Here is a 23,207-nt window from a genome sequence, read left to right on the forward strand (position 1 = left end):
GGGTGTGCCGGCCGGGGCGTGCGGGGGCGTGCGGTTCAGCGGGTGCCGCGGTCCCGGACGATGCCGGCGGCCCTCGCGGCCGTGAGCCACGCGGGGAACTCACCCACCAGCCGGTCGTACAGTTCGGCGTCCGGCACCGTGCGGGGGTCGGTGCCGGCGTGGAAGAACCCGGCGTTGTCGACGGCCCGTTTGCCCGGTACGGCCAGTTCGTCGAGCCTGCGCAGGAAGTCGAACTGCTTGCTGTGCGGGTCGCCGAAGCCGACGAACTGCCAGAACAGCGGCAGCCGGGCCGCCTTGCACAGGTAGCGCTCGGCGGCGAGCTTGTCGGCCGGCCCGCCGTCGGTCTGGAAGACGACCAGGGCGGGCTCGGCCGTGCCGCTGTCGAGGTAGTGGTCGATGACGGCGTCCATCGCCAGGTGGTAGCTGGTCCTGCCCATGTGGCCGAGGCCGGCCACGATCTGCTCGATGCGTCCCTCGTGTCCGGCCAGGGCGATCTCGGTCTCGGCGTCGACGTCCGTGGAGAAGAACACCACCGGCACGGTCCCGTCGTCGTCGAGGTGCGCCGAAAGGCCGAGCACCCGGTCGGCGAGCGCCTGCACGCTGCCGTCCTTGTAGTACGGCCTCATGGAGCCGGAGTGGTCGACGACGAGATGGACCGCGGCCCGCAGCCCGTCCAGCCCGTGTTTCACGAGGGACACTCCGGCGCTCGTGTAGGACTCGACGAGCGCGGGTGCGCGTTCCCGCACCGTGCTGAGACTGATCGCGGCCATGGCGTCACTTTCTCACTGCTCGACGACCACTCCGTCGCTCAGTTCCAGCACCCGGTCGGCCAGGCCGAGGAGTTGGGGGTCGTGGGTGGCGACGAGGGCGGTGACGCCCTCGCTGCGCACCACGGCCCGCAGCAGTTCCATCACCGCCAGGCCGGTGGCGGCGTCGAGCTGCCCGGTCGGCTCGTCGGCGAGGAGCAGGGCCGGGCGGTTGGCGAGGGCCCGGGCGATGGCGACCCGCTGCTGCTGGCCGCCGGACAGCTCGGCGGGCCGCTGTGTCTCGTGCCCGGCCAGACCCACCAGGGCCAGCAGCAGCGCCACGCGTTCCTCGCGTTCGCGTACCTCGGCGCGGCGCAGCCGCAGCGGCACGCCCACGTTCTCGGCGGCGGTCAGGATGGGGATGAGGCCGAACGACTGGAAGACGAACCCGATCCGGTCGCGGCGCAGCGCGAGCAGTCCGCTGTCGTCCAGCGCCGACAGGTCGGTGCCGTCCACGACGACGCGGCCGCTCTGCGGGGAGTCCAGGCCGCCGATCAGGTGCAGCAGCGTGGTCTTGCCCGAGCCCGAACGGCCCTTGAGGGCGACGAGTTCACCGCGGCGGACGGCGAACGAGGCCCCGCGCAGGGCGTGCACGGCGGCGGCGCCCGTGCCGTAGGAGTGGTGCACGTCCTCGACCCGGAGCATCGGCTCGCCGGGCGGGCCGTCGGCGAGGGCGGCGCCGGTTGCGGGGCCGGTGTTCTCGGTCATCACCGCATCCCATACGGAACCCGCCGGATGGTCAAGAGCGGAACGGCTTCCCCTTCGCACACGTGTGCTGGGCCGCCGACTCCGTGATATGCATGGCGGGTTCGGGGGAGGGAGCGGCTCGGCCGACGGGGTGGGGGAACAGTGACAGGCTTGGTGCTGCTGCGTCTGCGCGCGCATCGGCTGCTGATCGTCGCCGCCCTGCTCGCCGCCCTGCTGACCACCTCGGTGCTCGCCGCGCTCACGGCCTTCTCCGGTTCCGTCGGGGACGCCGCGCTGCGCTCCACGCTGGACGGCAGGTCCAGGTCCGCCGCCTCCCTCGTGGTCGAGGCGGACGTGCCGCCCGGGAAGCGGGGTGCGGCGCAGCGTGCGGTGGAGCGCGGGGCGCGCGAGGCGTTCGGCGGGCTGCCGGTGACGGTACGGCGGCTGGAGCGTTCCGGGCCGTACGCGCTGCCCCGGTCGCTGCAGAGCGCGGACGCGCGTGCCGGGCAGCCCGATCTGACGTTGCTGGCCGCCCTGGACCGGTCCCGGGTCGAGCTGGTCGCGGGCGCGCTACCCACCGCGACTGCGGCGTCCCGGGGCGGAGCCGTGCCCGTCGCCGTGCCGGAGGCGGCCGCCCACCGGCTGAGGCTGCGGCCCGGGGCGCGCCTCACCCTGACCGACCGGCTGGGCGGTGAGCCGGTGCGCGTGGCGGTGACCGGCGTGTACCGGGCGGCCGACGGCTCCGACCCGTACTGGCAGGCCGACACGCTCGGCGGCCAGGGGGTGCGCACGGTCGCCTTCACCACGTACGGGCCGCTGCTGGCCGACGGGGCGGTGCTCGCCTCGGGCCGTGTCACGCGGGGCGGCACCGGCTGGGTGGCGACGGCCGACCACCGCGGGCTGACCACCGGCTCCCTCGGCGCCCTGCGCACGGCGACCGTCCGGTCGGCCGCCCTGCTGCGCGAGGAGCCGGCCCTGGGCGGCTCGGCGGACGTGCGCACCGGGCTGCCCGAGGTCCTGGACCGCGTCGAGCGGGCCCTGCTGGTGTCCCGCTCCACCCTGCTGATCGTCTCCTTGCAGCTGGTGCTGCTCGCCGGGTACGCGCTGCTGCTGGTGGCGCGGCTGCTGAGCAGTGAACGGGCGGGCGAGACAGAGCTGTTGCGGGCCCGGGGCGCCTCGCGGGGCCGGATCGCGTCGCTGGCCGGGCTGGAGGCGCTGCTGCTCGCGGTGCCCGCCGCGGTGTGTGCCGCGCTGCTGTCGGGGCCGCTGGCCCGGCTGCTCGCCGGGTGGTCCTCGCTGGAGCGGATCGGGCTCCGGCTCGGCGGCGCCCCGTCGGGCGGGGTGTGGCTGGTCGCGGGCGGGGTCGCGCTGGTGTGCGCGGTGGCGGTGGTGGCGCCCGCACTGACGGGGGCTGCGGACGCGCCCGCGCGGCTGCGCCGGGTGCGGGCGGCGACGTCGGCCGCCCCGGTGCGGGCGGGCGCGGACCTCGCCCTGCTGCTGATCGCGGGTGTGGCGTACTGGCAGTTGCGGCGGCAGACCGGCGCGGCGGGCGGCGGGGTGATCGGCCGGGACCGGGCCGGGCGGCTGGGCCTGGACCCGCTGCTGGTCGCGGCGCCGGCGCTGGCGCTGCTGGCGGGCACGGTGCTGACGCTGCGTGTGCTGCCGTTCGCGGCGCGGCTGGCGGAACGCCGGTCGGCGAGCGGACGCGGACTGCCGGCGGCGCTGGCGGGCTGGCAGTTCAGCCGGCGTCCGCTGCGCGGGGCGGGTCCGGTGCTGCTGCTGATCGTCGCCGTCGCCACCGGCATGCTGGCCGTCGGGCACGGCGCGTCCTGGGACCGGTCGCAGGACGACCAGGCCGACTTCCGCACGGGCGCCGCGGTCCGGGTGCTGGACCACCGGCCGGGCAGCCCCGGCCAGAGCGGGCTCTACGCGGCGCTGCCCGGGGCCCGCGCGGCCGCCCCCGCGCACCGTGCCGCGCTGAGTCTGTCCGGGGACCGCGAGGCGACGGTGCTCGCGCTGGACACCTCCCGCGCCGGTGACGGGATGCTGATGCGCGGTGACCTCGCCGACGAGCCGCCGGACGAGTTGCTGCGGGCCCTGGCCCCGCCCCCGCCCGGCGTGGACCGGGCCGTGCGGCTTCCCGACGGCACGCGGCGCCTGGCACTGGACGTGCGGATCACCGACGAGCGTGCCCCCGGCGGACGCTCCCCGTCGGGACGTACGCCCCTGCTGACGGTGGTGGTCGAGGACGCCTACGGCATCGCCTACCGGCTGGGCGCCGGGAACGTCCCGGTGGACGGCCGGGTCCACCGCGTGGCGCTGGAGCTGGACCGGACGGCGACGGGCCGCCGTGCCGCTCCGGCCGGACCGCTGCGGCTGACCGGTCTGCAGCTCGACGACACCGTTCCGGCCGACCGTGCCGAGCGGCACCGCCTCACCGTCGAGCGGCTGCTCGCCACGGGTCCCGACGGTCCCGCGCGCACCGTGCGGGTGGCCCCGGGGACCCGCTGGCAGGGCGGCCGGACCGTGACCCGCAACGGCGAGGTCCTCTCACGCGCGGCCGCACCGGCCGCGTCGGACACGGCGCCGCTGTCCCTGTCGTACACGACCGGTGCCGGTGGTGACGACGGGTACGGCGCGGTGCCGGTGTGGACGGTGCGGGCCGACACCGCCGGCGCCCGGGCCCCGCGCACCCTGGCCGCCGTGGCCACACGGGACTTCCTGCGGGCCTCGGGTGCCGCGCCCGGCGACAGCGTCGACGTCCCGCTGTCCGGGGAGCAGTTGCGGGTGCGGATCGCCCGGGTGGTGCGCGAACTGCCCACCACCGGCACCGACACGGCCGGGCGGAGCGTGGCCGGCGGGGCGCTGCTGCTCGACCTGCGGGCCGTGGACGCCGTGCTGGCCCAGCGGGGCACCACGGCGCTCACGCCCACGGAGTGGTGGGTGAGCGCCGCGCCCGGCAGGGCCGCCGAGGTCGCGGCGGCGCTGCGGGCGCGGCCGGACCTGGAGGCGCAGCAGGTGCTGGTGCGCGACGAGGCCGCGGCGGATCTGCTGCGCGATCCGCTGGGCGCCGGGCCGCGTGCGGCGCTGACGGCGGTGGCGGTGGCGGCCGTGGCCCTGGCCGCCGGGGGCTTCGCGGTGAGCGCGGCCGGGGCGCGGCGGGAGCGGTCGGCGGAGTTCGCGGTGCTGCGCGCCCTGGGCACGCCCCGCCGGGACCTCGCCCGGCTCGTCGCCACGGAGCAGAGCCTGCTCGTCGGGGTGGGTCTGCTGGCCGGGCTCGTGCTGGGCACGGTGCTGACCCGGGCCGTGGTGCCGCTGATCGTGCTGACGTCGGGGGCGGCGCGGCCGGTGCCGCCCGTCCTCGTGGAACTGCCGGTGGGGCAGGTGGCCCTGCTCGTCGCCGGGGTGGCCGCGCCGCTGGTGCTGATCACGGCCGCGTCGGCGCTGCCGCGCGCCGAGCCGGCGGTCGCGCTGCGGCATCAGGGGGAGGACTGACATGCCGTGGGACACGCGCGTCGCGGACGCCTCCTGGGTGCGCACCCGGCTGCGGACCGCCCCCTGGGCCACCGTCGCCTTCGGGGTGCTGGTGCTGGTCACGGCCTTCCTCGCGGCGGTGCTGCCGCGGGCCGTGGAGGCGTACGAGACGCACGGGCTGCGCGAGGCCGTGGTCTCGGCCGCCCCCGGGTCGACCGTGCTGGAGCTGAAGACGGCCCAGCCCGGTCTGGAGCAGCCGGAGCGGGCGCGGGCGGACGAGGTCCGGCCGGAGGCGCTCGCCGAGGTGGACGCCCGGGCGCGGTCGCTGCTGCCCCGGCCGCTGCGGGTGGACCCGGCCCAGTCGGCGCACGGCGTGCGGACCGGCAAGAGCCTGCAGGCCCTGGACGCGTGGCTGCCCCGCCCGGACGGGCTGCCGCCCCGGTTCACCCTGCTCGCGCAGTCGGGCGCGGCGGCTCACGCCACGGTGCGCGAGGGCAGGCTGCCCGCCGCAGGCCGGCCGGTGGGCGTGGACACCAGGACGGTGGAGGGGGCCGTGACCGCCGAGACGGCCCGGACGCTGCGGCTGCGGGCCGGATCCACGCTCACCCTGGCCGGTTTCCCGGACCGGCCGCTCACCGTCCGGGTCACCGGCGTCCTCGAACCCCGGCATCCGGAACGCAGCTACTGGTCGGCGGAGCCCATCGTGCGCTCACCGGCGCTGGCGAGCGACGGGGGCCGTCCGCCGCAGTTCTACTGGGAGGCGGGCCTCCTGCTCGCGCCGGAGGCGGCCCCGGCGCTGCTCGGCGGGCTGGGCGAGCCGGAGCGGTACTGGCGGTTCGCGCCCGCCACGCAGCGGCTGACCGCGGCGGACGCCCCGGCGCTGCTCGACCGGGTGGCGTCCCTGGAGGACGGCCCGGGACTGGTGCGCATGCGCGGTGCCGCCGGTCCGACGGCGCAGGTGTTCACCGGCCTGGAGGAGGTCGTGGGCGGGTACGCCCGGACCCGTGACGCGATCACGCCCGTGGTCGCCGTCGGGGCCGTCGGGATCGCCGCGGTCGCCGTGGTCGTCCTGGTGATGAGCGGTGGCCTGGCCGCGGCCCGCCGGGACACCGAGCTGGCCCTGCTGCGGGCCCGGGGCGGCTCCCTGGCCGGGATCGGCCGGCGGCTGCTGGCGGAGAGCGCGGTCCCGGCGCTGCCGGCCGCCGCCTGCGGTCTGCTGCTGGCGGTGCTCGCCGTGGACGGGGCCCGGCTGCTGCCGTCCGTGCTCGGGGCGGGCGCCGTGGCCGTGCTCGCCTGCGCCGCGCTGCCGGTGCGGGCGGTGGTGGCGCACCGCAGGCCGCGCACGCACCCGGGGCGCGGCGACCTCACGCACGCCCGGCCCGGGGGGCGGCGCACGGTCGCCGAACTGACCCTGCTGGTGCTGGCCGCGGGCTCGGTGGCGGCCCTGCGCCGCCGGGGAGCCGAGGACACGGCGGACGTGCTGGTGAGCGCCGCCCCGGTGCTGGTCGGGCTGGTCGCCGCGCTGGTCCTGGTGCGGTTGTATCCGCTGCCCCTGCGGTGGGCCTCCGGCCCGGCCGGGCGGCTGCGCGGGGCGGTGGGGTTCCTGGCGCTGGCCCGGGCGGGCCGCTCACCGGCGGCGGTCGCCACGCTGCCGCTGCTGGCCCTGCTGACGGCCCTGACGACGGCCGCGTTCGGCGGCTCGGTGCTGAGCGGGGTGGCGGACGCCCGGGACCGGGCGGCGCTGCTGCGCACCGGCGCGGACGCACGGGTGGACACCTCCGACGGCTCGGCGCTCCCGGCGGGACTGGAGCGGGCGGTGCGGGAGGTGCCGGGCGTGCGGCAGGTGGCGGCCGTAGGTGTGTCCTACGCCGCGGAGCGCGTGTCCGAGGACAAGCGGTCGCTGACGGTCGTCGCCGTCGAGCCGGACGCCTACGCGGCACTGGCCCGGCGCACGGGCCTCGGGGGGTTCACCGCCGACCGGCTGGCGTCGGGGGGCGGGGTGCTCGGCGCCGTCGCCTCCCCCGGGGTCGCCGAGCGGCTCGGCCGCGCCCCGCACCGGATCGGTACGGACGGCGGGCCTGTCACGGTGCGGATCACCGCCGTGCGGCCGGGGACCCCGGCCATCCCGGAGGGCGACTTCCTGCTGGTCGACGCGGCCGGTCTGCCCCGCTCCGGCGGCGCGACGGCCCTGCTGGCGGCCGGTCCCGGACTGGACGGGGCCGCGCTGCGGGCGGCGGTGCGCGGCACGGGCGCCGGGCTGTCGGTCACCCTGCGCAGCGAGGAACGCGCCGCGCTGTCCGACTCGCCGCTGCAGTCCGGCGCCGAACGGATCTACCTGTGGGCCGTCGCCGCGAGCACCGGCTACGCCCTGCTGTCCCTGGTGCTCGGCATGGTCCGGACCGCACCGGAGCGGGCGGCCCTGCTGGCCCGGCTGCGCACCTTGGGCCTGACGGCCCGTCAGGGCAGGCGGCTGCTGGGCCTGGAGGCACTTCCCCTGGCGCTGCTCGCGGCCGGCGGGGGCGTGGCCGTGGGCTGGGCGGCGGTCCGGCTGCTCGCGCCGGGCATCGACCTGGACCGCCTCGCCCTGGCCGACGCGTACGGGGTCACGGTGCCGGGCGGTGCCGTGCTGCGCGCGGACGTGTGGTCACTGGCCCTGCCGGCGGCGGGCGCGCTGCTGCTGGCCGCGGCGGTGGCCGTGGCACAGGCCTGGTGGGCGGGGCGCCGCACACCGATCACCCACCTCAGGGCAGGAGACTTGCGTTGAGCGCTACGACACGGTCGCTCGCGGAGCTGGAGCAGCGGGCGGCACACCACCGCGACCGGCCCGCCTACGGCCACGACGCCCTGATCGCCTGCGACCGGCTGGTGCGGATCTTCAGCCGGCGCGGCGGCGGGGACGCCATGGAGGTGCAGGCGCTCCAGGGCCTCGACCTGCTGGTGCGCGAGGGCGAGTTGATGGCCCTGGTCGGGGCGTCCGGCAGCGGCAAGTCGACGCTGATGAACATCCTGGCGGGCCTGGACGTGCCCACGGCGGGGACGGCGCGGGTCGCGGGGCGCGACCTGCTGGCGATGGACGCGAAGGCGCGTCTGCGCTACCGCCGCGAGGTGGTCGGTTTCGTGTGGCAGCAGACGGCCCGCAACCTGCTGCCGTACATGACGGCGGCGCAGAACGTCGTCCTGCCGATGCAGCTGGCGGGGCGTCCGCGCAGGCAACGGGCGTCACGCGCCGAGGAGTTGCTGTCCCTGCTCGGGGTCGCCGACTGCCGGGACCGGCGGCCGCCGCAGATGTCGGGGGGCCAGCAGCAGCGGGTGGCGATCGCCGTCGCCCTGGCCGACGACCCGGCCGTCCTGCTCGCCGACGAGCCGACGGGCGAACTGGACTCGGCGACCGGGCGGCAGGTCTTCGCGGCGTTCCGCCGGGCCAACGAGGAACTGGGCACCACGATCGTCGTCGTCACGCACGACCAGGCCGTCGCCGGCGAGGTCCGCCGCACGGTGGCGATCCGCGACGGCCGGACCTCCACGGAGGTGCTGCGCCGCACCGAGGTCGACGAGGCCGGTGAGGAGTCCACGGTGGCCCGTGAGTACGCCATGCTCGACCGGGCCGGCCGGCTGCAACTGCCGGCCGAGTACACGGCGGCCCTGGACATGCGGGACCGGGTGCTGCTGGAGCTGGAGGAGGACCACATCCAGGTGTGGCCGGACGAGGGCCGCGACGGCTGAGGTTCCGGGCGGACAGGCCCGGGCCCGCGGCGGGGCCCGGGGGAAGTTCGACGGCGCCTGCCCGGGGTCCGGTCGGGGACAGTGGGCAGGCGCCGTCGGTGTTCCGCACGCCTTTGTGCGGGACGTTCAGGGGGTGCGCTCAGACCATCAGCGCACGGTCCGTGGGACGGATCGGGGCCGGCAGGTCGCTGGCGCCGGTGAGGTGGCGGTCCACCCCGCGCGCCGCCGAACGGCCCTCGGCGATCGCCCAGACGATGAGCGACTGGCCGCGGCCGGCGTCCCCGGCGACGAACACGCCCGGCACGTTGGTCCGGTAGTCGCCGTCGCGGGCGATGTTGCCGCGCTCGTCGAGCTCCAGGCCGAACTGCTCGACCAGACCGTTCTCCCGGTCGGTGCCGGTGAAGCCCATGGCGAGGGTCACCAGCTGGGCCGGGATCTTGCGCTCGGAGCCCGGCTTCGGGGTCAGCTTGCCGTCGATGAACTCCACCTCGGTGAGGTGCAGCCACTGCACGTTGCCGTCCTCGTCGCCCTCGAAGTGGGTCGTCGAGACGGAGTAGACCCGCTCGCCGCCCTCCTCGTGCGCCGAGGTGACCTTGTACAGCATCGGGAAGGTCGGCCAGGGCTGGTTGAGCGGGTGCCGCTCCTCGCCCGGGCGGGGCATGATCTCCAGCTGGGTGACGGAGGCCGCGCCCTGGCGGTGGGCGGTGCCCACGCAGTCCGCGCCGGTGTCGCCGCCGCCGATGACCACGACGTGCTTGCCCTCGGCCGAGATCGGAGTGGTGACGTAGTCGCCCTCCTGCACCTTGTTGGCCAGCGGCAGGTACTCCATGGCCTGGTGGATGCCCTTGAGTTCGCGGCCGGGCACCGGCAGGTCGCGGGCCGTGGTCGCGCCGACGGCCAGGACGACCGCGTCGTAGCGCTTCTTCAGGTCCGTGGCCTTCAGGTCGCGGCCGATCTCGACGCCCGTGCGGAAGCGGGTGCCCTCCGCGCGCATCTGCTCGATACGGCGGTTGATGTGCCGCTTCTCCATCTTGAACTCGGGGATGCCGTACCGCAGAAGGCCCCCGACACGGTCCGCGCGCTCGTAGACGGCGACGGTGTGGCCGGCGCGGGTCAGCTGCTGGGCGGCGGCCAGACCCGCCGGGCCCGAGCCGACGACCGCGACGGTCTTGCCGGACAGGCGCTCGGGGATCTGCGGGGCGACGTCCCCGGTCTCCCACGCCTTGTCGATGATCGAGACCTCGACGTTCTTGATGGTGACGGGCGCCTGGTTGATGCCCAGCACGCACGCCGACTCGCACGGGGCCGGGCACAGACGGCCGGTGAACTCCGGGAAGTTGTTGGTCGCGTGCAGACGCTCGGAGGCGGCGGCCCAGTCCTCGCGGTAGGCGTAGTCGTTCCACTCGGGGATGAGGTTCCCGAGCGGACAGCCGTTGTGGCAGAACGGGATGCCGCAGTCCATGCACCGGCTGGCCTGCTTGCTGATGATCGGCAGCAGGGAGCCGGGGACGTAGACCTCGTTCCAGTCCCGGACGCGCTCCTCGACGGGGCGGGACGTGGCGAGCTCGCGCCCGTGGTTCAAAAAGCCCTTCGGGTCAGCCATTGATCGCCGCCTCCATCATCTTCTCGTGGGTCTCGGTCTCGGAGAGACCGGCTCGCTCGGCGGCGTCCTTGGCGGCGAGCACTGCCTGGTACGTGCTGGGGATGATCTTGCTGAAGCGCTCCACCGCGGTGTCCCACTCGGCCAGGAGCTTCTCGGCGACGGTGGAGCCCGTCTCCTCCCGGTGGCGGCGGACCACGTCGTGCAGCCACTGCTTGTCGGCGTCGTCCAGTGCCTGGACGGCGTCCAGGTTGCCGGCGTTGACGTTGTCCCGGTCGAGGTCGATGACGTAGGCGACGCCGCCGGACATGCCGGCCGCGAAGTTGCGGCCCGTCTCGCCGAGCACCACCGCGTGCCCGCCGGTCATGTACTCGCAGCCGTGGTCGCCCACGCCCTCGGAGACGACCGTCGCGCCGGAGTTGCGCACGCAGAACCGCTCACCGGTCTTGCCGCGCAGGAACATCTCGCCGCCGGTGGCGCCGTAGCCGATGGTGTTGCCGGCGATGACGCTGTACTCGGCGAGGTGGTCGGCCGCGCGGTCCGGGCGGACGACGATCCGGCCGCCGGACAGGCCCTTGCCGACGTAGTCGTTGGCGTCGCCCTCCAGGCGCAGCGTGACGCCGCGCGGCACGAACGCGCCGAAGGACTGGCCCGCGGAGCCGGTGAAGGTGATGTCGATGGTGTCGTCGGGCAGGCCCGCGCCGCCGAACTTCTTCGTCACCTCGTGGCCGAGCATGGTGCCGACCGTGCGGTTGATGTTGCGGATCGCGACCTGGGCGCGCACCGGCTGGGCCTCGCCCGCGCCGGGTGCGGCGAGCGCGTCGGCGGCGAGCCTGATCAGCTCGTTGTCGAGCGCCTTCTCCAGTCCGTGGTCCTGGGGGACGACCCGGTGGCGGGCGGCGCCCTCGGGCAGCTCGGGCACGTGGAACAGCGGCTCCAGGTTCAGGCCCTGCGCCTTCCAGTGGTCGACCGCGCGGGTGACGTCGAGGGCCTCGGCGTGGCCGACGGCCTCCTCGATGGAGCGGAAGCCCAGCTCGGCCAGGATCTCGCGGACCTCTTCGGCGATGTACCGGAAGAAGTTCACGACGTGCTCGGCCTTGCCGGTGTAGCGCTCGCGCAGCACCGGGTTCTGGGTGGCGATGCCGACCGGGCAGGTGTCCAGGTGGCACACGCGCATCATGACGCAGCCGGAGACGACGAGCGGCGCGGTCGCGAAACCGAACTCCTCGGCGCCGAGCAGCGCGGCGATGACCACGTCGCGGCCGGTCTTGAGCTGGCCGTCGGTCTGCACGACGATCCGGTCGCGCAGGCCGTTGAGCAGCAGGGTCTGCTGGGTCTCGGCGAGGCCGAGCTCCCAGGGGCCGCCGGCGTGCTTGAGCGAGGTGAGCGGCGAGGCGCCGGTGCCGCCGTCGTGGCCGGAGATGAGCACCACGTCCGCGTGCGCCTTGGACACACCGGCCGCGACCGTGCCGACGCCGACCTCGGAGACCAGCTTGACGTGAATGCGCGCCTGGGGGTTGGCGTTCTTCAGGTCGTGGATCAGCTGGGCGAGGTCCTCGATGGAGTAGATGTCGTGGTGCGGCGGCGGGGAGATCAGGCCCACGCCGGGCGTGGAGTGCCGCGTCTTGGCGACCCACGGGTAGACCTTGTGGCCGGGCAGCTGGCCGCCCTCGCCGGGCTTGGCGCCCTGGGCCATCTTGATCTGGATGTCGTCGGAGTTGACCAGGTACTCGGAGGTCACACCGAAGCGGCCGGAGGCGACCTGCTTGATGGACGACCGGCGCGCCGGGTCGTACAGGCGCTCGGGGTCCTCGCCGCCCTCACCGGTGTTGGACTTGCCGCCCAGCTGGTTCATGGCGATGGCGAGCGTCTCGTGCGCCTCCTGCGAGATGGAGCCGTACGACATGGCGCCGGTGGAGAAGCGCTTGACGATCTCGGAGACCGGCTCGACCTCGTCGACGGAGATCGGCGCGCGGCCGGACTTGAAGCCGAACAGGCCGCGCAGCGTCATCAGCCGCTCGGACTGCTCGTTCACGCGCTCGGTGTACTTCTTGAAGATGTCGTAGCGGCCGGAGCGCGTGGAGTGCTGGAGGCGGAAGACGGTCTCCGGGTCGAACAGGTGCGGCTCGCCCTCGCGGCGCCACTGGTATTCGCCGCCGATCTCCAGCGCGCGGTGCGCCGGGGCGATGCCGGAGGCCGGGTAGGCCTTGGCGTGGCGGGCGGCGACCTCCTTGGCGACGACGTCGATGCCGACGCCGCCGATCTTGGTGGCGGTGCCGTTGAAGTACGTGGCGACGAACGCCTCGTCCAGGCCGACGGCCTCGAACACCTGGGCGCCGCGGTAGGAGGCGACGGTGGAGATGCCCATCTTGGACATGACCTTCAGCACGCCCTTGCCCAGGGCGCGGATGAGGTTGCGGATGGCCTGCTCGGCCTCGATGCCGGGCAGGAAGGTGCCGGCGCGGACCAGGTCCTCGACGGACTCCATCGCCAGGTACGGGTTGACCGCGGCGGCGCCGTAGCCGATGAGCAGCGCGACGTGGTGCACCTCGCGGACGTCCCCGGCCTCGACCAGCAGGCCCACCTGGGTGCGCTGCTTGGTGCGGATGAGGTGGTGGTGGACGGCGGCGGTGAGCAGCAGCGACGGGATGGGCGCGTGCTCGGCGTCGGAGTGGCGGTCCGACAGGACGATCAGGCGGGCGCCGTTCTCGATGGCGGCGTCGGCCTCGGCGCAGATCTCCTCGATGCGCGCGGCGAGCGCGTCACCGCCGCCGTGCACCCGGTACAGGCCGGAGAGGGTCGCGGCCTTGAAGCCGGGCATGTCGCCGTCGGCGTTGATGTGGATGAGCTTGGCGAGTTCGTCGTTGTCGATCACCGGGAAGGGCAGCAGGACGCTGCGGCAGGAGGCCGCGTTCGGCTCCAGCAGGTTGCCCTGCGGGCCGAGGGAGCTGCGCAGGGAGGTGACCAGTTCCTCGCGGATGGCGTCCAGGGGTGGGTTCGTGACCTGCGCGAACAGCTGGGTGAAGTAGTCGAACAGCAGGCGCGGCCGGTCCGACAGGGCGGCGATCGGCGAGTCGGTGCCCATCGAGCCGATCGGCTCGGCGCCGGCCTTGGCCATCGGCGCGAGGATGACGCGCAGCTCCTCCTCGGTGTAGCCGAAGGTCTGCTGGCGGCGGGTGACCGAGGCGTGGGTGTGCACGATGTGCTCGCGCTCGGGCAGGTCCGACAGCTCGATCTCGCCGGCCTCCACCCACTCCTGGTAGGGGTTCTCGGCGGCGAGCTGGGCCTTGATCTCGTCGTCCTCGATGATGCGGTGCTCGGCGGTGTCCACCAGGAACATGCGGCCGGGCTGGAGGCGGCCCTTGCGGACGACCTTGGCCGGGTCGATGTCCAGCACGCCGACCTCGGAGCCGAGGACGACCAGGCCGTCGTCGGTGACCCAGTAGCGGCCGGGGCGCAGGCCGTTGCGGTCGAGGACCGCGCCGACCTGGGTGCCGTCGGTGAAGGTGACGCAGGCCGGGCCGTCCCAGGGCTCCATCATCGTGGAGTGGTACTGGTAGAAGGCGCGCCGGGCCGGGTCCATGGAGTCGTGGTTCTCCCACGCCTCCGGGATCATCATCAGCACCGAGTGCGGCAGGGACCGGCCGCCCAGGTGCAGCAGCTCCAGCACCTCGTCGAAGGAGGCGGAGTCGGAGGCGTCGGGCGTGCAGACCGGGAAGATCCGGTCGATGGCCTTGTCGTCGGACCCGAACAGGTCCGACACCAGCTGCGACTCGCGGGCCACCATCCAGTTGCGGTTGCCCTTGACGGTGTTGATCTCACCGTTGTGCGCGACGAAGCGGTACGGGTGGGCCAGCGGCCACGACGGGAAGGTGTTGGTCGAGAACCGGGAGTGCACGAGCGCGATCGCGGAGGCGAAGCGGCGGTCGGACAGGTCCGGGAAGAAGGGCTCGAGCTGGCCGGTGGTCAGCATGCCCTTGTAGACGACGGTCCGCGCGGACAGCGACGGGAAGTAGACGCCGGCCTCGCGCTCGGCGCGCTTGCGCAGCACGAACGCCTTGCGGTCCAGGGCGATGCCCGTGGCGGGCGCGGCGGAGCCGTCGGCGACGAACAGCTGGCGGAAGACCGGCATGGTGGAGCGGGCGGTGGCGCCCAGCAGCTGGGGCGCGACCGGCACCTCGCGCCAGCCGAGGACGGTGAGGCCCTCGTCGGCGGCGAGCGTCTCGATGTGCGAGACGGCGTCCGCGGTGGAGTCCTCCGGCAGGAAGGCGATGCCGACGGCGTAGGAGCCCGCCGCGGGCAGTTCGAATCCGGCCACGTCACGGAAGAAGGCGTCCGGGACCTGCGAGAGGATGCCCGCGCCGTCGCCGGAGTCGGGCTCGGAGCCGGTGGCGCCTCGGTGCTCGAGGTTGCGCAGGACGGTCAGAGCCTGTTCCACCAGGGTGTGGGACGCCTCGCCGGTGAGGGTGGCGACGAAGCCGACGCCGCAGGCGTCGTGCTCGTTGCGGGGGTCGTACATACCCTGCGCAGCAGGGCGAGCATCCATGAAGGACCAGTTCCGGCCGTTCGTGGAGTGCTGGGACGGCTGGCGCGGCGTACGCATCGGCTCTCCCGTCGTCGTCAGGTGGCTGGGGGCCCCTCCCAGGCTCTTGGGCTCTGGGGGAGCAGGTGCCGAGGGACGACGTTGGCCCTCGCGTGATCGCAAAATTTCGTGCAGGTTACATGATGGATCGGTTCTCGGGAAGCGGGATAATCCGTTCCATCATGCGGACACCACGGCCGTGCGGACGGGTCACCGAACCGGTGGTGGTGGAGGTTGTGGGAGACCGGAGGGAACGATCGGTCGGATCAGTCGGCCTCGGCCCGGGGGGCGGAGCGGGCGCCGTCGCCCACCCCGTCGAGTGCGCGACGGGCGTCATTGCCCGCGGCGCTTACGGCTCATGCCCGGTCGCCACACCGTCGAAACCAGCGAGTAACGAAAATCTATGCAGCTCACTGCATAAGTCCGGACCGCGCTATCCTACGGCCGTTCCGAACAGGGTGCCCAGGGCGTACGTCACACCGGCCGCCGCACCGCCCAGCAGCAACTGCCGCAGGCCGCTGTACCACCAGGTCCGCGTGGTCACCCTGGCCACGACCGCGCCGCACAGGAAGAGTCCGAGCAGCGCGAGCAGCACGGCCGGCAACAGCGTGCTCGCGCCCAGCAGGTACGGCAGCACCGGGACGAGGGCGCCCAGCGCGAAGGAGCCGAAGCTCGACACCGCGGCCACGGTGGGCGAGGGCAGATCGCCGGGGTCGATGCCCAGCTCCTCCCGGGCGTGGATCTCCAGCGCCTGCTCGGGGTCCTTCGACAGCTGCCGGGCGACCTCCCTGGCCAGCCCCGGCTCGACACCCCGGGCCTGGTAGAGGGCGGCCAGCTCGGCCTCCTCGTCCTTCGGGTGCTTCTTCAGCTCGCGCCGCTCCACGTCCAGTTCGGCCTCGACCAGTTCGCGCTGGGAGGCCACGGAGGTGTATTCGCCCGCGGCCATGGAGAAGGCACCGGCCGCCAGGCCCGCGAGTCCGCTGAGGACGACGGTGTGCTGACCGGCCGCCCCGCCGGCGACACCGGTCATCAGGGCCAGGTTGGAGACGAGGCCGTCCATGGCGCCGAACACCGCGGGACGCAGCCAGCCGCCGTTGACGTCCCGGTGCGTGTGGTTGTCCCGGTGCGCCTCGTGCAGCGCCGCCTCGGTCTCGATGATCGCCATGAAAGATCCGCTCCCCTTGTCTGGACTGGTTCCAGATTTGTACAACCCCCAAAGTACGCCCGGAATTCCGTCCCCGCCAGCAAGGAAAGGCTGGGCTAACCTGCGGTTTTACCCTTCATGGAACCCTGGGCCCATTCTCCTGCCCGGCATCGACCGGGTGATGCTGGGGCCGCCGATGCTCGCGTCGCGCGCCCCGGTGGGACACATGCCCCATGGCATCGACCGCCGGCACACCCTCCGCCCCGGACGCCCAGGACGCCACCGGGTTGCGCGCCCGGGCCCGGGGCGCCCTGCTGGGCCTGGCCGTCGGTGACGCGCTCGGGGCTCCCGCGGAGAACATGAAGCCCTCCGAGATCCGGGCGCGCTGGGGCCGCATCACCGGGTACGTGGCCGAGCACCCGGCGGGCACGGACGACACCGAGTACGCGATCTTCTCCGGCCTCCTGCTGGCCCGGCACGGCTCCGCGCTCACCCCGGCGCATGTGGAGTCGGCGTGGCACGAACTGATCGCCGACCGCGACGAGGGCCCCTTCCGGGGCGCCGGCTTCAGCGAACGCGGCACGCTGGAGAACCTGCGCCGGGGCCTGGCCGCACCCATCTCCGCCCAGCACCGGCACGCCTGGAGCGACGGCCTGGCCATGCGGGCGGCCCCCTTCGGCGTCTTCGCCGCGGGCCGCCCGGCGGAGGCGGCCCGGCTGGTCGCGATCGACGGCTCGGTGAGCCACGACGGCGAGGGCATCTACGGGGGCCGGGCGGTGGCGGCGGGCGTCGCGGCGGCCATGGCGGGCGCCCAGGTGATCGCGGTGGTGGCCGCGGCCCTCGCGGTCGTCCCCGACGACTCGTGGACCGCGCGCTGCCTGCGCCGGGCCGTCACGGCCGCCCACCGCGGCGAACGCGCCGTGCGCTCCGCGGTCGTCATCGGCGGCTACCCCTGGACCGATCTCGCCCCCGAGGCGGTCGCGCTCGCCTTCGGCGCGTACGCGGCGGCCGACGGCGACTTCCAGCAGTCCGTCCTGACCGCGGTCAACATGGGCCGCGACGCGGACACGACGGCGGCGGTGGCGGGTGCCCTGGCCGGGGCGACCCAAGGCGTGCCGGCGATCCCCGCCGAGTGGGCGGCGCCCATCGGTCCCGTGCGCGGGCGATGCCTCCCGGCGATGGCCGGCTACCACGTCCTGGACGTGGCGGATCTTCTGACGTCACCGTCCGCGTCCCCGGAACCCTCCCCGCCGGTTCCCCAGCCGGTTCCTGCGGACGTCATCCCGGCGGGGACCGAAACGGAGGACTGCGTATGACTGCGGACCAGCTGACACAGCGCGGTGGTGCCCGGCAGGCAGCCGCCACACCGCACGACGCACCGCCCGCCGACGGCCCGCTCCCCCCACGGGAGACCAGGACCCTGCGAGTGACCGTCACGGGCGGTGCCCGGGTGGGAGACGGCCGGGCCGACGGCGGAGCCGGGGCCGGGAGCCGGACCGAAGGGCTCCTGCTGGGTCTCGCCGCCGGCGACGCCGCGGGCTGGCCCGCCGCCCGGCACCGGGCCGCCCGCATGCCCGACTGGACCCGCCGCCTCACCCGCGAACTGGACACCTTCGCCGAGCAGAACGCCACGACCACCCTGCCCGTCCCCATCGCCCTGAACCAGCCCCCCGAGCCCCTGCGCCTCGGCCCGTCCGACGACGCCGAGTGGGCGGCCTTCGCCGCCGAGGCCCTCCTGAGCGCCGGCGAGGACACCGTCCTGGACGACCTCGGCCGGGACCGCCGTATCCGCGCCGCGATCGACCTCACCTGGAACGCCGTCGCCGGGGAGGTCGCCGCCGCGGCGGACCGCGCCCCGGAGATCGAGTCCGCCGTCCTGCCCCTGCGGGCCCGCATCTCCGTCCGCGCCGGCCTCGGCAACCTCGCCACCGGCCTGCGCCCGCCCGCCACCGGCCACGACAACCCCCACTACTTCGACGACGCCGCCTGCGTCCGCGCCTGCGTGCTGGCCGCGGCCCACCCCGGCGACCCCGCGAGCGCCGCCGCCCTGGCCGAGTTCGACGCCCGCTACACCCAGGACGGCGACGGCGTGCACGGCGCCCGCGCGATGGCGGCGGCCCTCTCCCTCGCCCTGGCCGGCGCGGACGTCGGCGCCTGTGTCGCGGCCGCCCTGGACGAACTGCCCGCGTCCACGGAGATCGGCCGCAACGCCCGGCACGCCCTGCACCTGGCCGCCGCGGCGGACAGCACCTTCGCCCTGGTCCCGTCCCTGGAGCACCAGATCGTCGACCACGTCTACAGCTACGGCATCGCCGCCGCCGAGACCGTGCCGGTGGCCCTCGCCCTGGCCACCGCCGCCCGGGGCTGCATCGCCGAGGCCGTCCCGGCCGCGGCGTGCCTGTCCCGTGTCGCGGACTCCGCACCGGCCCTGGCCGGAGCCCTCACCGGGGCCCTGGGCGGCGGCGCGTCCGTCCCGGCGCCCTGGCGGGAGACCTGCCGCACCCTCTCCGGCTGCGTCCTGCCCCGCCTCACCGGAACCGACCTCGTGGAACTCGCCGGGCTGCTGGAAGCCGCGCAACCGGCCCGGCCGGGAGGATGATGCGCCCATGCAGCCCGAATCGCACCAAAACACCTCACTGGACGAGCGGATCACCGGCGCCCTCGTCGGCGCGGCCGTCGGCGACGCCCTCGGCGGCCCCGTCGAGGGCTACAGCCCCGAGCAGATCCTGGAACGCCACGGCGGCCGCGTCCACGGCGTCGTCGGCCCCTGGCACGGCGACGACTGGCGCACCGCCCGCCCCCTGGCGCCGTACCACAAGGGCGACGGCCACGTCACCGACGACACCTTGATGACGCACGCCCTGATCCGCGTCTACGCCCGGGTCCGCGACCACCTCGACGCCTACGCGATCGCCGACCACCTGGTCCCCGACCTGATGACCGAACCCCGCTGGATCCCGGAGCTGGAGACCGAGGCGCTCCCCCTCCAGCGCCTCTTCCTCGCCGAGAAGTGGCTGGTCACCCGCATCCACTACGGCCACGCCGACCCGCGCGAGGCGGGCACCGGCAACATCGTCAACTGCGGCGCGGCCATGTACGCCGCGCCCGTGGGCCTGGTCAACGCGGCCGACCCGCGGGCGGCGTACGCCGAGGCCCTGGACATCGCCGGCGCGCACCAGTCGTCGTACGGCCGTGAGGCGGCGGGCGTGCTGGCCGCGGCGGTGGCGGCGGCCTGTGCCCCCGGGGCGAGTGCGGACTCGGTCGTCTCCGCGTGCCTGGCCCTGGCGAAGGACGGCACCCGCGCGGCGATCGAGCGGGTCTGCGAGGAGGCCGCGCGCCACACCGACTTCGAGTCGGCCCTCACCCCGCTGCGCGAGGCGGTCGCCCCGTACGACACCGTGGGCCCCGACTACCGGGCTCCCTCCCTCGGCGCCCGCCGCCCGTCCCGGCTGCACGCCATCGAGGAACTCCCGGTGGCCCTGGGCATGGTGACCGTCGCGCGCGGCGACTACCGCCACGCGGTCCTGGGCGCCGTCAACTACGGGCGCGACTGCGACTCGATCGCCACCATGGCGGGCGCCCTGGCAGGCGCCCTCGGGTCGCCGGTGCCCGAGGAGTGGGCGAAGACGGTGGCGGAGGCCAGCCGCCTGGACCTGTGGGAACCCGCGGCGACGCTGACGGCCGTGACCCGCGAGATCTTCGCCAAGGACGTGGCCCGCCGCCGCGCCCACGAGCGGGCCTTCGCCGTGCTCGGAGGCCGGGAATGCTCCGACTGACCTGGGTCCAGCCGGAGGACCTGATCGGCCACGAGCTGCGCCAGGCGGCCCAGGACGGACGCGAGCCGTCGCGGATCGCGGCCCGCTGGCGTGCGGCGGGCGGCCCCGAGGCCCCGCTGACGGCCGGGGCCTCCCCCACCCCGGCCTCCCGCTACCTGCGGGGCCTGGCGGAGGACCTCCTGGACGAACTGGCCGACCTGCCCAGCGCGTCGGCGGACGACGAGCCGACCGGTCTGGAGGCGATCAGGGCCGCCTGCCCCGACTGGCCCGCCCCGGTGAGCCGGCCCACCACCACCCCCGATCGCCTGGAGGCCGCCTGGCTCGGCCGGGCCGCCGGCTGCCTGCTGGGCAAACCGGTGGAGAAGCTGCCCCTGGACGCCGTCCGCCGGCTCGCCCGCTCCACCGGCAACTGGCCCCTCGCCGGCTACTTCACCGCCCGCGGCGTCCCGGCGGACCTGCTGCGGGAGCACCCCTGGAACCGCCGCTCGGCCGCCACCTCCCTCGCCGAGAACATCGACGGCATGCCCGAGGACGACGACCTCAACTACCCGCTGCTGAACCTGATCCTCCTCCGGCGCCACGGCACGGCCTTCACCACCGCCGACGTGGCCCGCACCTGGCTCGACGAACTCCCCGCGGGCCGCACCTTCACCGCCGAGCGCGTCGCCTACCGCAATCTGCTCTGCGGCCTGGAACCCCCGCACACCGCCCGCCACCGCAACCCGTTCCGGGAGTGGATCGGCGCCCTGATCCGGGCCGACGTCCACGGCTGGACCCACCCCGGCGACCCGGCCGCCGCCGCCGAACAGGCGTACCGGGACGCCACGTTGACCCACACCCGCAACGGCGTCTACGCGGCGATGTTCACCGCCGCCGCGATCGCGACGGCCGCGAGCGGCGACCACGACGTGCACGCCTGCCTGCACGCCGGCCTCACCGTCGTCCCCCCGCGCTCCCGCCTCGCCGCGGCCGTCCGGCACGCCGTGCGACTGGCGGGCGAGCACGAGGACTTCGACACGGTCGTCGACGAACTCCACGCCGTCCACGCCGGCGGCCACCACTGGGTGCACGCCGTCCCCAACACCGCCCTGATCGCCGCCGCCCTCACCCACGCCGACGGCGACTTCGGCGGCTCGATCAGCCGCGCGGTCGGCGGCGGCTGGGACACCGACTCCAACGGCGCCACGGCCGGCAGCATCGCGGGACTGCTGGCCGGGCACCCCGCGGCGCTGCCGGACCACTGGACGGCCCCCCTGAAGAACCGTCTGGCCACGTCGGTGGGCGACTTCGACGGCATCGGCTTCGACACGCTCGCCCACCTCACGCACCGGGAGATGCACCGCCCATGACCGTGCCCCAGCCCACTCCCCTGTCCGGTCTGCGCGTCCTCGACCTCGCCACCCTCTTCGCCGGCCCGATGGCCGCCACCCTGCTCGGCGACTTCGGCGCGGACGTCGTCAAGGTGGAGCACCCCTCGAAGCCGGACCCCTCACGCGGCCACGGCCCGTCCAAGGACGGCGTGGGGCTGTGGTGGAAGACGCTCGGCCGCAACAAGCGCACCATCACCCTGGACCTGTCCAGGCCCGGGGGGCGCGCGACGCTGCTGCGCCTGGCCGCCACCGCCGACGTGATCGTCGAGAACTTCCGCCCCGGCACCCTGGAGAAGTGGGACCTGGGCTGGCCGGAGCTGTCGGCCGCCAATCCGCGGCTGGTCCTGGCCCGCGTCACCGGGTTCGGCCAGTTCGGCCCCTACGCACACCGGCCCGGCTTCGGCACCCTCGCCGAGGCCATGAGCGGCTTCGCCGCGATCACCGGCGAACCGGACGCGCCCCCGACCCTGCCCCCGTTCGGCCTGGCCGACGCCATCGCGGGGCTGACGACGGCGTACGCCGTGATGACGGCCCTCGCGGCGCGCGAGCGGACCGGCGAGGGCCAGGTCGTGGACATGGCCCTGATCGAGCCGATCCTGGCCGCCCTCGGCCCGCAGCCCCTCTGGTTCGACCAGCTCGGCCACGTCCAGCCGCGCACCGGCAACCGCTCCCCCAACAACGCGCCGCGCGGTGTGTACCGCACGGCGGACGGCTCCTGGGTCGCGGTCTCCACCTCGGCGCAGTCGGTCGCCGAGCGCGTGATGCACCTGGTCGGCCGCCCGGAGCTGATCGACGAGCCCTGGTTCGCGACCGGCGCCGAGCGGGCCCGGCACGCCGACGTCCTGGACGGGGCGGTCGGCTCCTGGATCGCCGGGCGCACCCGCACCGACGTGCTGGCCGCCTTCGAGAAGGCCGAGGCGGCGGCGGCCCCGATCTACGACGTCCGGGACGTGATGGCGGACCCGCAGTACCAGGCCCTGGACACCGTCACCACCGTCGACGACCCGGAGCTGGGTCCGCTGCGCATGCAGAACGTCCTCTTCCGCCTGTCCGCCACGCCCGGCGCGATCCGCTGGGCGGGCCGGCCGCACGGCGCCGACACGGACGAGGTCCTCACCGAACTGGGCCTGACCCCGGCCGAGCTCACCGCACTGCGCACCGAGGGCGCCCTGTGACGGGGCACCCCCTCACCTGGCTCTATGCGCCGGGCGACCGGCCGCACGTGGTGGCGAAGGCCCTCACCCACGGCGCCGACGCGGTGGTGATCGACCTGGAGGACGCGGTCGCCCCCGACCGCAAGGCGTACGCGCGGGCCGCCACCGCCGAGTTCCTCGCCGAGGCGCCGCCGGTCCCGGTCCACGTCCGCGTCAACGCCCCGGGCAGCGCCTGGGGCGAGGAGGACGTCGCCGCCCTCGGGCGGGCGCCCGGCCTGTCCGGGCTGCGCCTGCCCAAGGTGACCTCGCCCGCGGAGATCGTCCGGGTCGCGAGCCGGGTCACCGCCGGTCTGCACGCCCTGGTGGAGTCGGCCCTCGCCGTGGAACGGGCGTACGCCATCGCCACCGCCCACCCGGGACTGCGCGGCATCTCCCTCGGGGAGGCGGACCTGCGGGCCGACCTCGGCGTGCGCGACGACCGGGGCCTGGACTGGCCGCGCTCACGGGTGGTCGTGGCCGCCCGTGCCGCGGGGCTGCCCCCACCGGCCCAGTCCGTCCACCCCGACATCCGCGACCTGCCGGGTCTGGCCGCCTCCTGCGCCCACGGCCGCGCACTGGGCTTCCTCGGCCGGGCCGCGATCCATCCCCGCCAGCTCCCGGTGATCGAGCGCGCCTACCTGCCCACCGAGGAGGAGATCGAACGGGCCGAGTCGGTCCTCAAGGCGGCGGCGGCCGACCCGGGCGCCCAGGCCCTGCCCGACGGCCGTTTCATCGACGCGGCGACGGTGGCGGCGGCCCGGCGCACCCTCTCCCTGACCCACCGCCCCGGCACCCACCCGGGAACGCGCCACGGGTGAGCCCCCGGCGAGACCCGCCGGCCTCGCCACCTGC

At 75.1% G+C, this 23,207-nt stretch carries 14 protein-coding genes; 9 read left to right on the forward strand and 5 right to left on the reverse strand.

From position 1 onward, the window contains the following. Positions 1 to 35: 35 nt before the first annotated feature. Positions 36 to 770, reverse strand: coding sequence for a vWA domain-containing protein (locus ACH4C6_RS31065; RefSeq protein ID WP_398111979.1), 735 nt, complete (start codon positions 768 to 770; stop codon positions 36 to 38). Positions 771 to 782: 12 nt separating this feature from the next. After that, positions 783 to 1,514, reverse strand: a complete 732-nt coding sequence (locus ACH4C6_RS31070) for an ABC transporter ATP-binding protein (RefSeq protein ID WP_398111980.1) — start codon at positions 1,512 to 1,514, stop codon at positions 783 to 785. Between the two features lie 141 nt (positions 1,515 to 1,655). Between ACH4C6_RS31070 and ACH4C6_RS31075 the strand changes: the two genes are divergently transcribed. Genes ACH4C6_RS31075 through ACH4C6_RS31085 form a run of 3 tightly spaced genes read left to right on the forward strand, consistent with a single transcriptional unit; the run spans position 1,656 to position 8,690 of the window. Continuing rightward, positions 1,656 to 4,988 carry an FtsX-like permease family protein gene (locus tag ACH4C6_RS31075; RefSeq protein ID WP_398111981.1) on the forward strand — a complete coding sequence of 1,111 codons (3,333 nt, stop codon included), beginning with the start codon at positions 1,656 to 1,658 and terminating at the stop codon, positions 4,986 to 4,988. Position 4,989: 1 nt separating this feature from the next. Further along, on the forward strand, positions 4,990 to 7,731 hold the full coding sequence (locus ACH4C6_RS31080; protein WP_398111982.1) for an ABC transporter permease: 2,742 nt from the start codon (positions 4,990 to 4,992) through the stop codon (positions 7,729 to 7,731). Continuing rightward, on the forward strand, positions 7,728 to 8,690 hold the full coding sequence (locus tag ACH4C6_RS31085; RefSeq protein ID WP_398111983.1) for an ABC transporter ATP-binding protein: 963 nt from the start codon (positions 7,728 to 7,730) through the stop codon (positions 8,688 to 8,690). Before ACH4C6_RS31080 ends, ACH4C6_RS31085 begins: the two co-directional genes overlap by 4 nt. Positions 8,691 to 8,829: 139 nt before the next feature. Here ACH4C6_RS31085 and ACH4C6_RS31090 read toward each other — a convergent pair whose 3' ends face one another. The 3 genes from ACH4C6_RS31090 to ACH4C6_RS31100 all read right to left on the reverse strand — a co-directional run bounded on the left by ACH4C6_RS31090 (position 8,830) and on the right by ACH4C6_RS31100 (position 16,037). Continuing rightward, on the reverse strand, positions 8,830 to 10,293 hold the full coding sequence (locus ACH4C6_RS31090; RefSeq protein ID WP_398111984.1) for a glutamate synthase subunit beta: 1,464 nt from the start codon (positions 10,291 to 10,293) through the stop codon (positions 8,830 to 8,832). Then, positions 10,286 to 14,893 (reverse strand): glutamate synthase large subunit, encoded by a 4,608-nt coding sequence (gene gltB / locus ACH4C6_RS31095; protein WP_398111985.1) that lies wholly within the window; start codon positions 14,891 to 14,893, stop codon positions 10,286 to 10,288. The genes ACH4C6_RS31090 and gltB overlap by 8 nt, the downstream gene beginning before the upstream one ends. 412 nt (positions 14,894 to 15,305) lie before the next feature. Further along, entirely contained in the window at positions 15,306 to 16,037 is a 732-nt protein-coding gene (locus ACH4C6_RS31100) for a VIT1/CCC1 transporter family protein (RefSeq protein WP_398111986.1), read from the reverse strand. A gap of 212 nt (positions 16,038 to 16,249) precedes the next feature. Here ACH4C6_RS31100 and ACH4C6_RS31105 point away from each other — a divergent pair, with 212 nt between their 5' ends. The 6 genes from ACH4C6_RS31105 to ACH4C6_RS31130 are packed head-to-tail and all read left to right on the forward strand — an operon-like array spanning position 16,250 to position 23,173. Continuing rightward, a complete protein-coding gene (locus ACH4C6_RS31105) occupies positions 16,250 to 17,332 on the forward strand; it encodes an ADP-ribosylglycohydrolase family protein (RefSeq protein ID WP_398111987.1) in 1,083 nt (360 codons plus the stop codon). Next, positions 17,329 to 18,615: an ADP-ribosylglycohydrolase family protein gene (locus tag ACH4C6_RS31110; RefSeq protein ID WP_398111988.1), complete on the forward strand. Its 1,287-nt coding sequence runs from the start codon at positions 17,329 to 17,331 to the stop codon at positions 18,613 to 18,615. Before ACH4C6_RS31105 ends, ACH4C6_RS31110 begins: the two co-directional genes overlap by 4 nt. A 7-nt stretch (positions 18,616 to 18,622) precedes the next feature. After that, the gene (locus ACH4C6_RS31115; RefSeq protein ID WP_398111989.1) at positions 18,623 to 19,792 is read left to right on the forward strand and encodes an ADP-ribosylglycohydrolase family protein; all 1,170 of its coding nucleotides are present in this window, start codon (positions 18,623 to 18,625) and stop codon (positions 19,790 to 19,792) included. Next, on the forward strand, positions 19,780 to 21,141 hold the full coding sequence (locus ACH4C6_RS31120) for an ADP-ribosylglycohydrolase family protein (RefSeq protein ID WP_398111990.1): 1,362 nt from the start codon (positions 19,780 to 19,782) through the stop codon (positions 21,139 to 21,141). The genes ACH4C6_RS31115 and ACH4C6_RS31120 overlap by 13 nt, the downstream gene beginning before the upstream one ends. After that, positions 21,138 to 22,337, forward strand: a complete 1,200-nt coding sequence (locus ACH4C6_RS31125; RefSeq protein WP_398111991.1) for a CaiB/BaiF CoA transferase family protein — start codon at positions 21,138 to 21,140, stop codon at positions 22,335 to 22,337. The genes ACH4C6_RS31120 and ACH4C6_RS31125 overlap by 4 nt, the downstream gene beginning before the upstream one ends. Continuing rightward, the gene (locus ACH4C6_RS31130; protein ID WP_398111992.1) at positions 22,334 to 23,173 is read left to right on the forward strand and encodes an HpcH/HpaI aldolase/citrate lyase family protein; all 840 of its coding nucleotides are present in this window, start codon (positions 22,334 to 22,336) and stop codon (positions 23,171 to 23,173) included. Before ACH4C6_RS31125 ends, ACH4C6_RS31130 begins: the two co-directional genes overlap by 4 nt. Positions 23,174 to 23,207: the final 34 nt, after the last annotated feature.

It is taken from the genome of Streptomyces sp. NPDC017943 (assembly GCF_044328425.1).
GTDB lineage: Bacteria > Actinomycetota > Actinomycetes > Streptomycetales > Streptomycetaceae > Streptomyces > Streptomyces djakartensis_A.

Excerpts from the sequence above, each read along its gene's own strand:
- ACH4C6_RS31080 (WP_398111982.1), top strand. The coding sequence starts at position 4,990 with ATGCCGTGGGACACGCGCGTCGCGGACGCCTCCTGGGTGCGCACCCGG.
- ACH4C6_RS31065 (WP_398111979.1), bottom strand. The coding sequence starts at position 770 with ATGGCCGCGATCAGTCTCAGCACGGTGCGGGAACGCGCACCCGCGCTC.
- ACH4C6_RS31100 (WP_398111986.1), bottom strand. The coding sequence starts at position 16,037 with ATGGCGATCATCGAGACCGAGGCGGCGCTGCACGAGGCGCACCGGGAC.
- ACH4C6_RS31105 (WP_398111987.1), top strand. The coding sequence starts at position 16,250 with ATGGCATCGACCGCCGGCACACCCTCCGCCCCGGACGCCCAGGACGCC.
- ACH4C6_RS31115 (WP_398111989.1), top strand. The coding sequence starts at position 18,623 with ATGCAGCCCGAATCGCACCAAAACACCTCACTGGACGAGCGGATCACC.
- gltB (WP_398111985.1), bottom strand. The coding sequence starts at position 14,893 with ATGCGTACGCCGCGCCAGCCGTCCCAGCACTCCACGAACGGCCGGAAC.
- ACH4C6_RS31110 (WP_398111988.1), top strand. The coding sequence starts at position 17,329 with ATGACTGCGGACCAGCTGACACAGCGCGGTGGTGCCCGGCAGGCAGCC.
- ACH4C6_RS31090 (WP_398111984.1), bottom strand. The coding sequence starts at position 10,293 with ATGGCTGACCCGAAGGGCTTTTTGAACCACGGGCGCGAGCTCGCCACG.
- ACH4C6_RS31070 (WP_398111980.1), bottom strand. The coding sequence starts at position 1,514 with ATGACCGAGAACACCGGCCCCGCAACCGGCGCCGCCCTCGCCGACGGC.
- ACH4C6_RS31120 (WP_398111990.1), top strand. The coding sequence starts at position 19,780 with ATGCTCCGACTGACCTGGGTCCAGCCGGAGGACCTGATCGGCCACGAG.
- ACH4C6_RS31125 (WP_398111991.1), top strand. The coding sequence starts at position 21,138 with ATGACCGTGCCCCAGCCCACTCCCCTGTCCGGTCTGCGCGTCCTCGAC.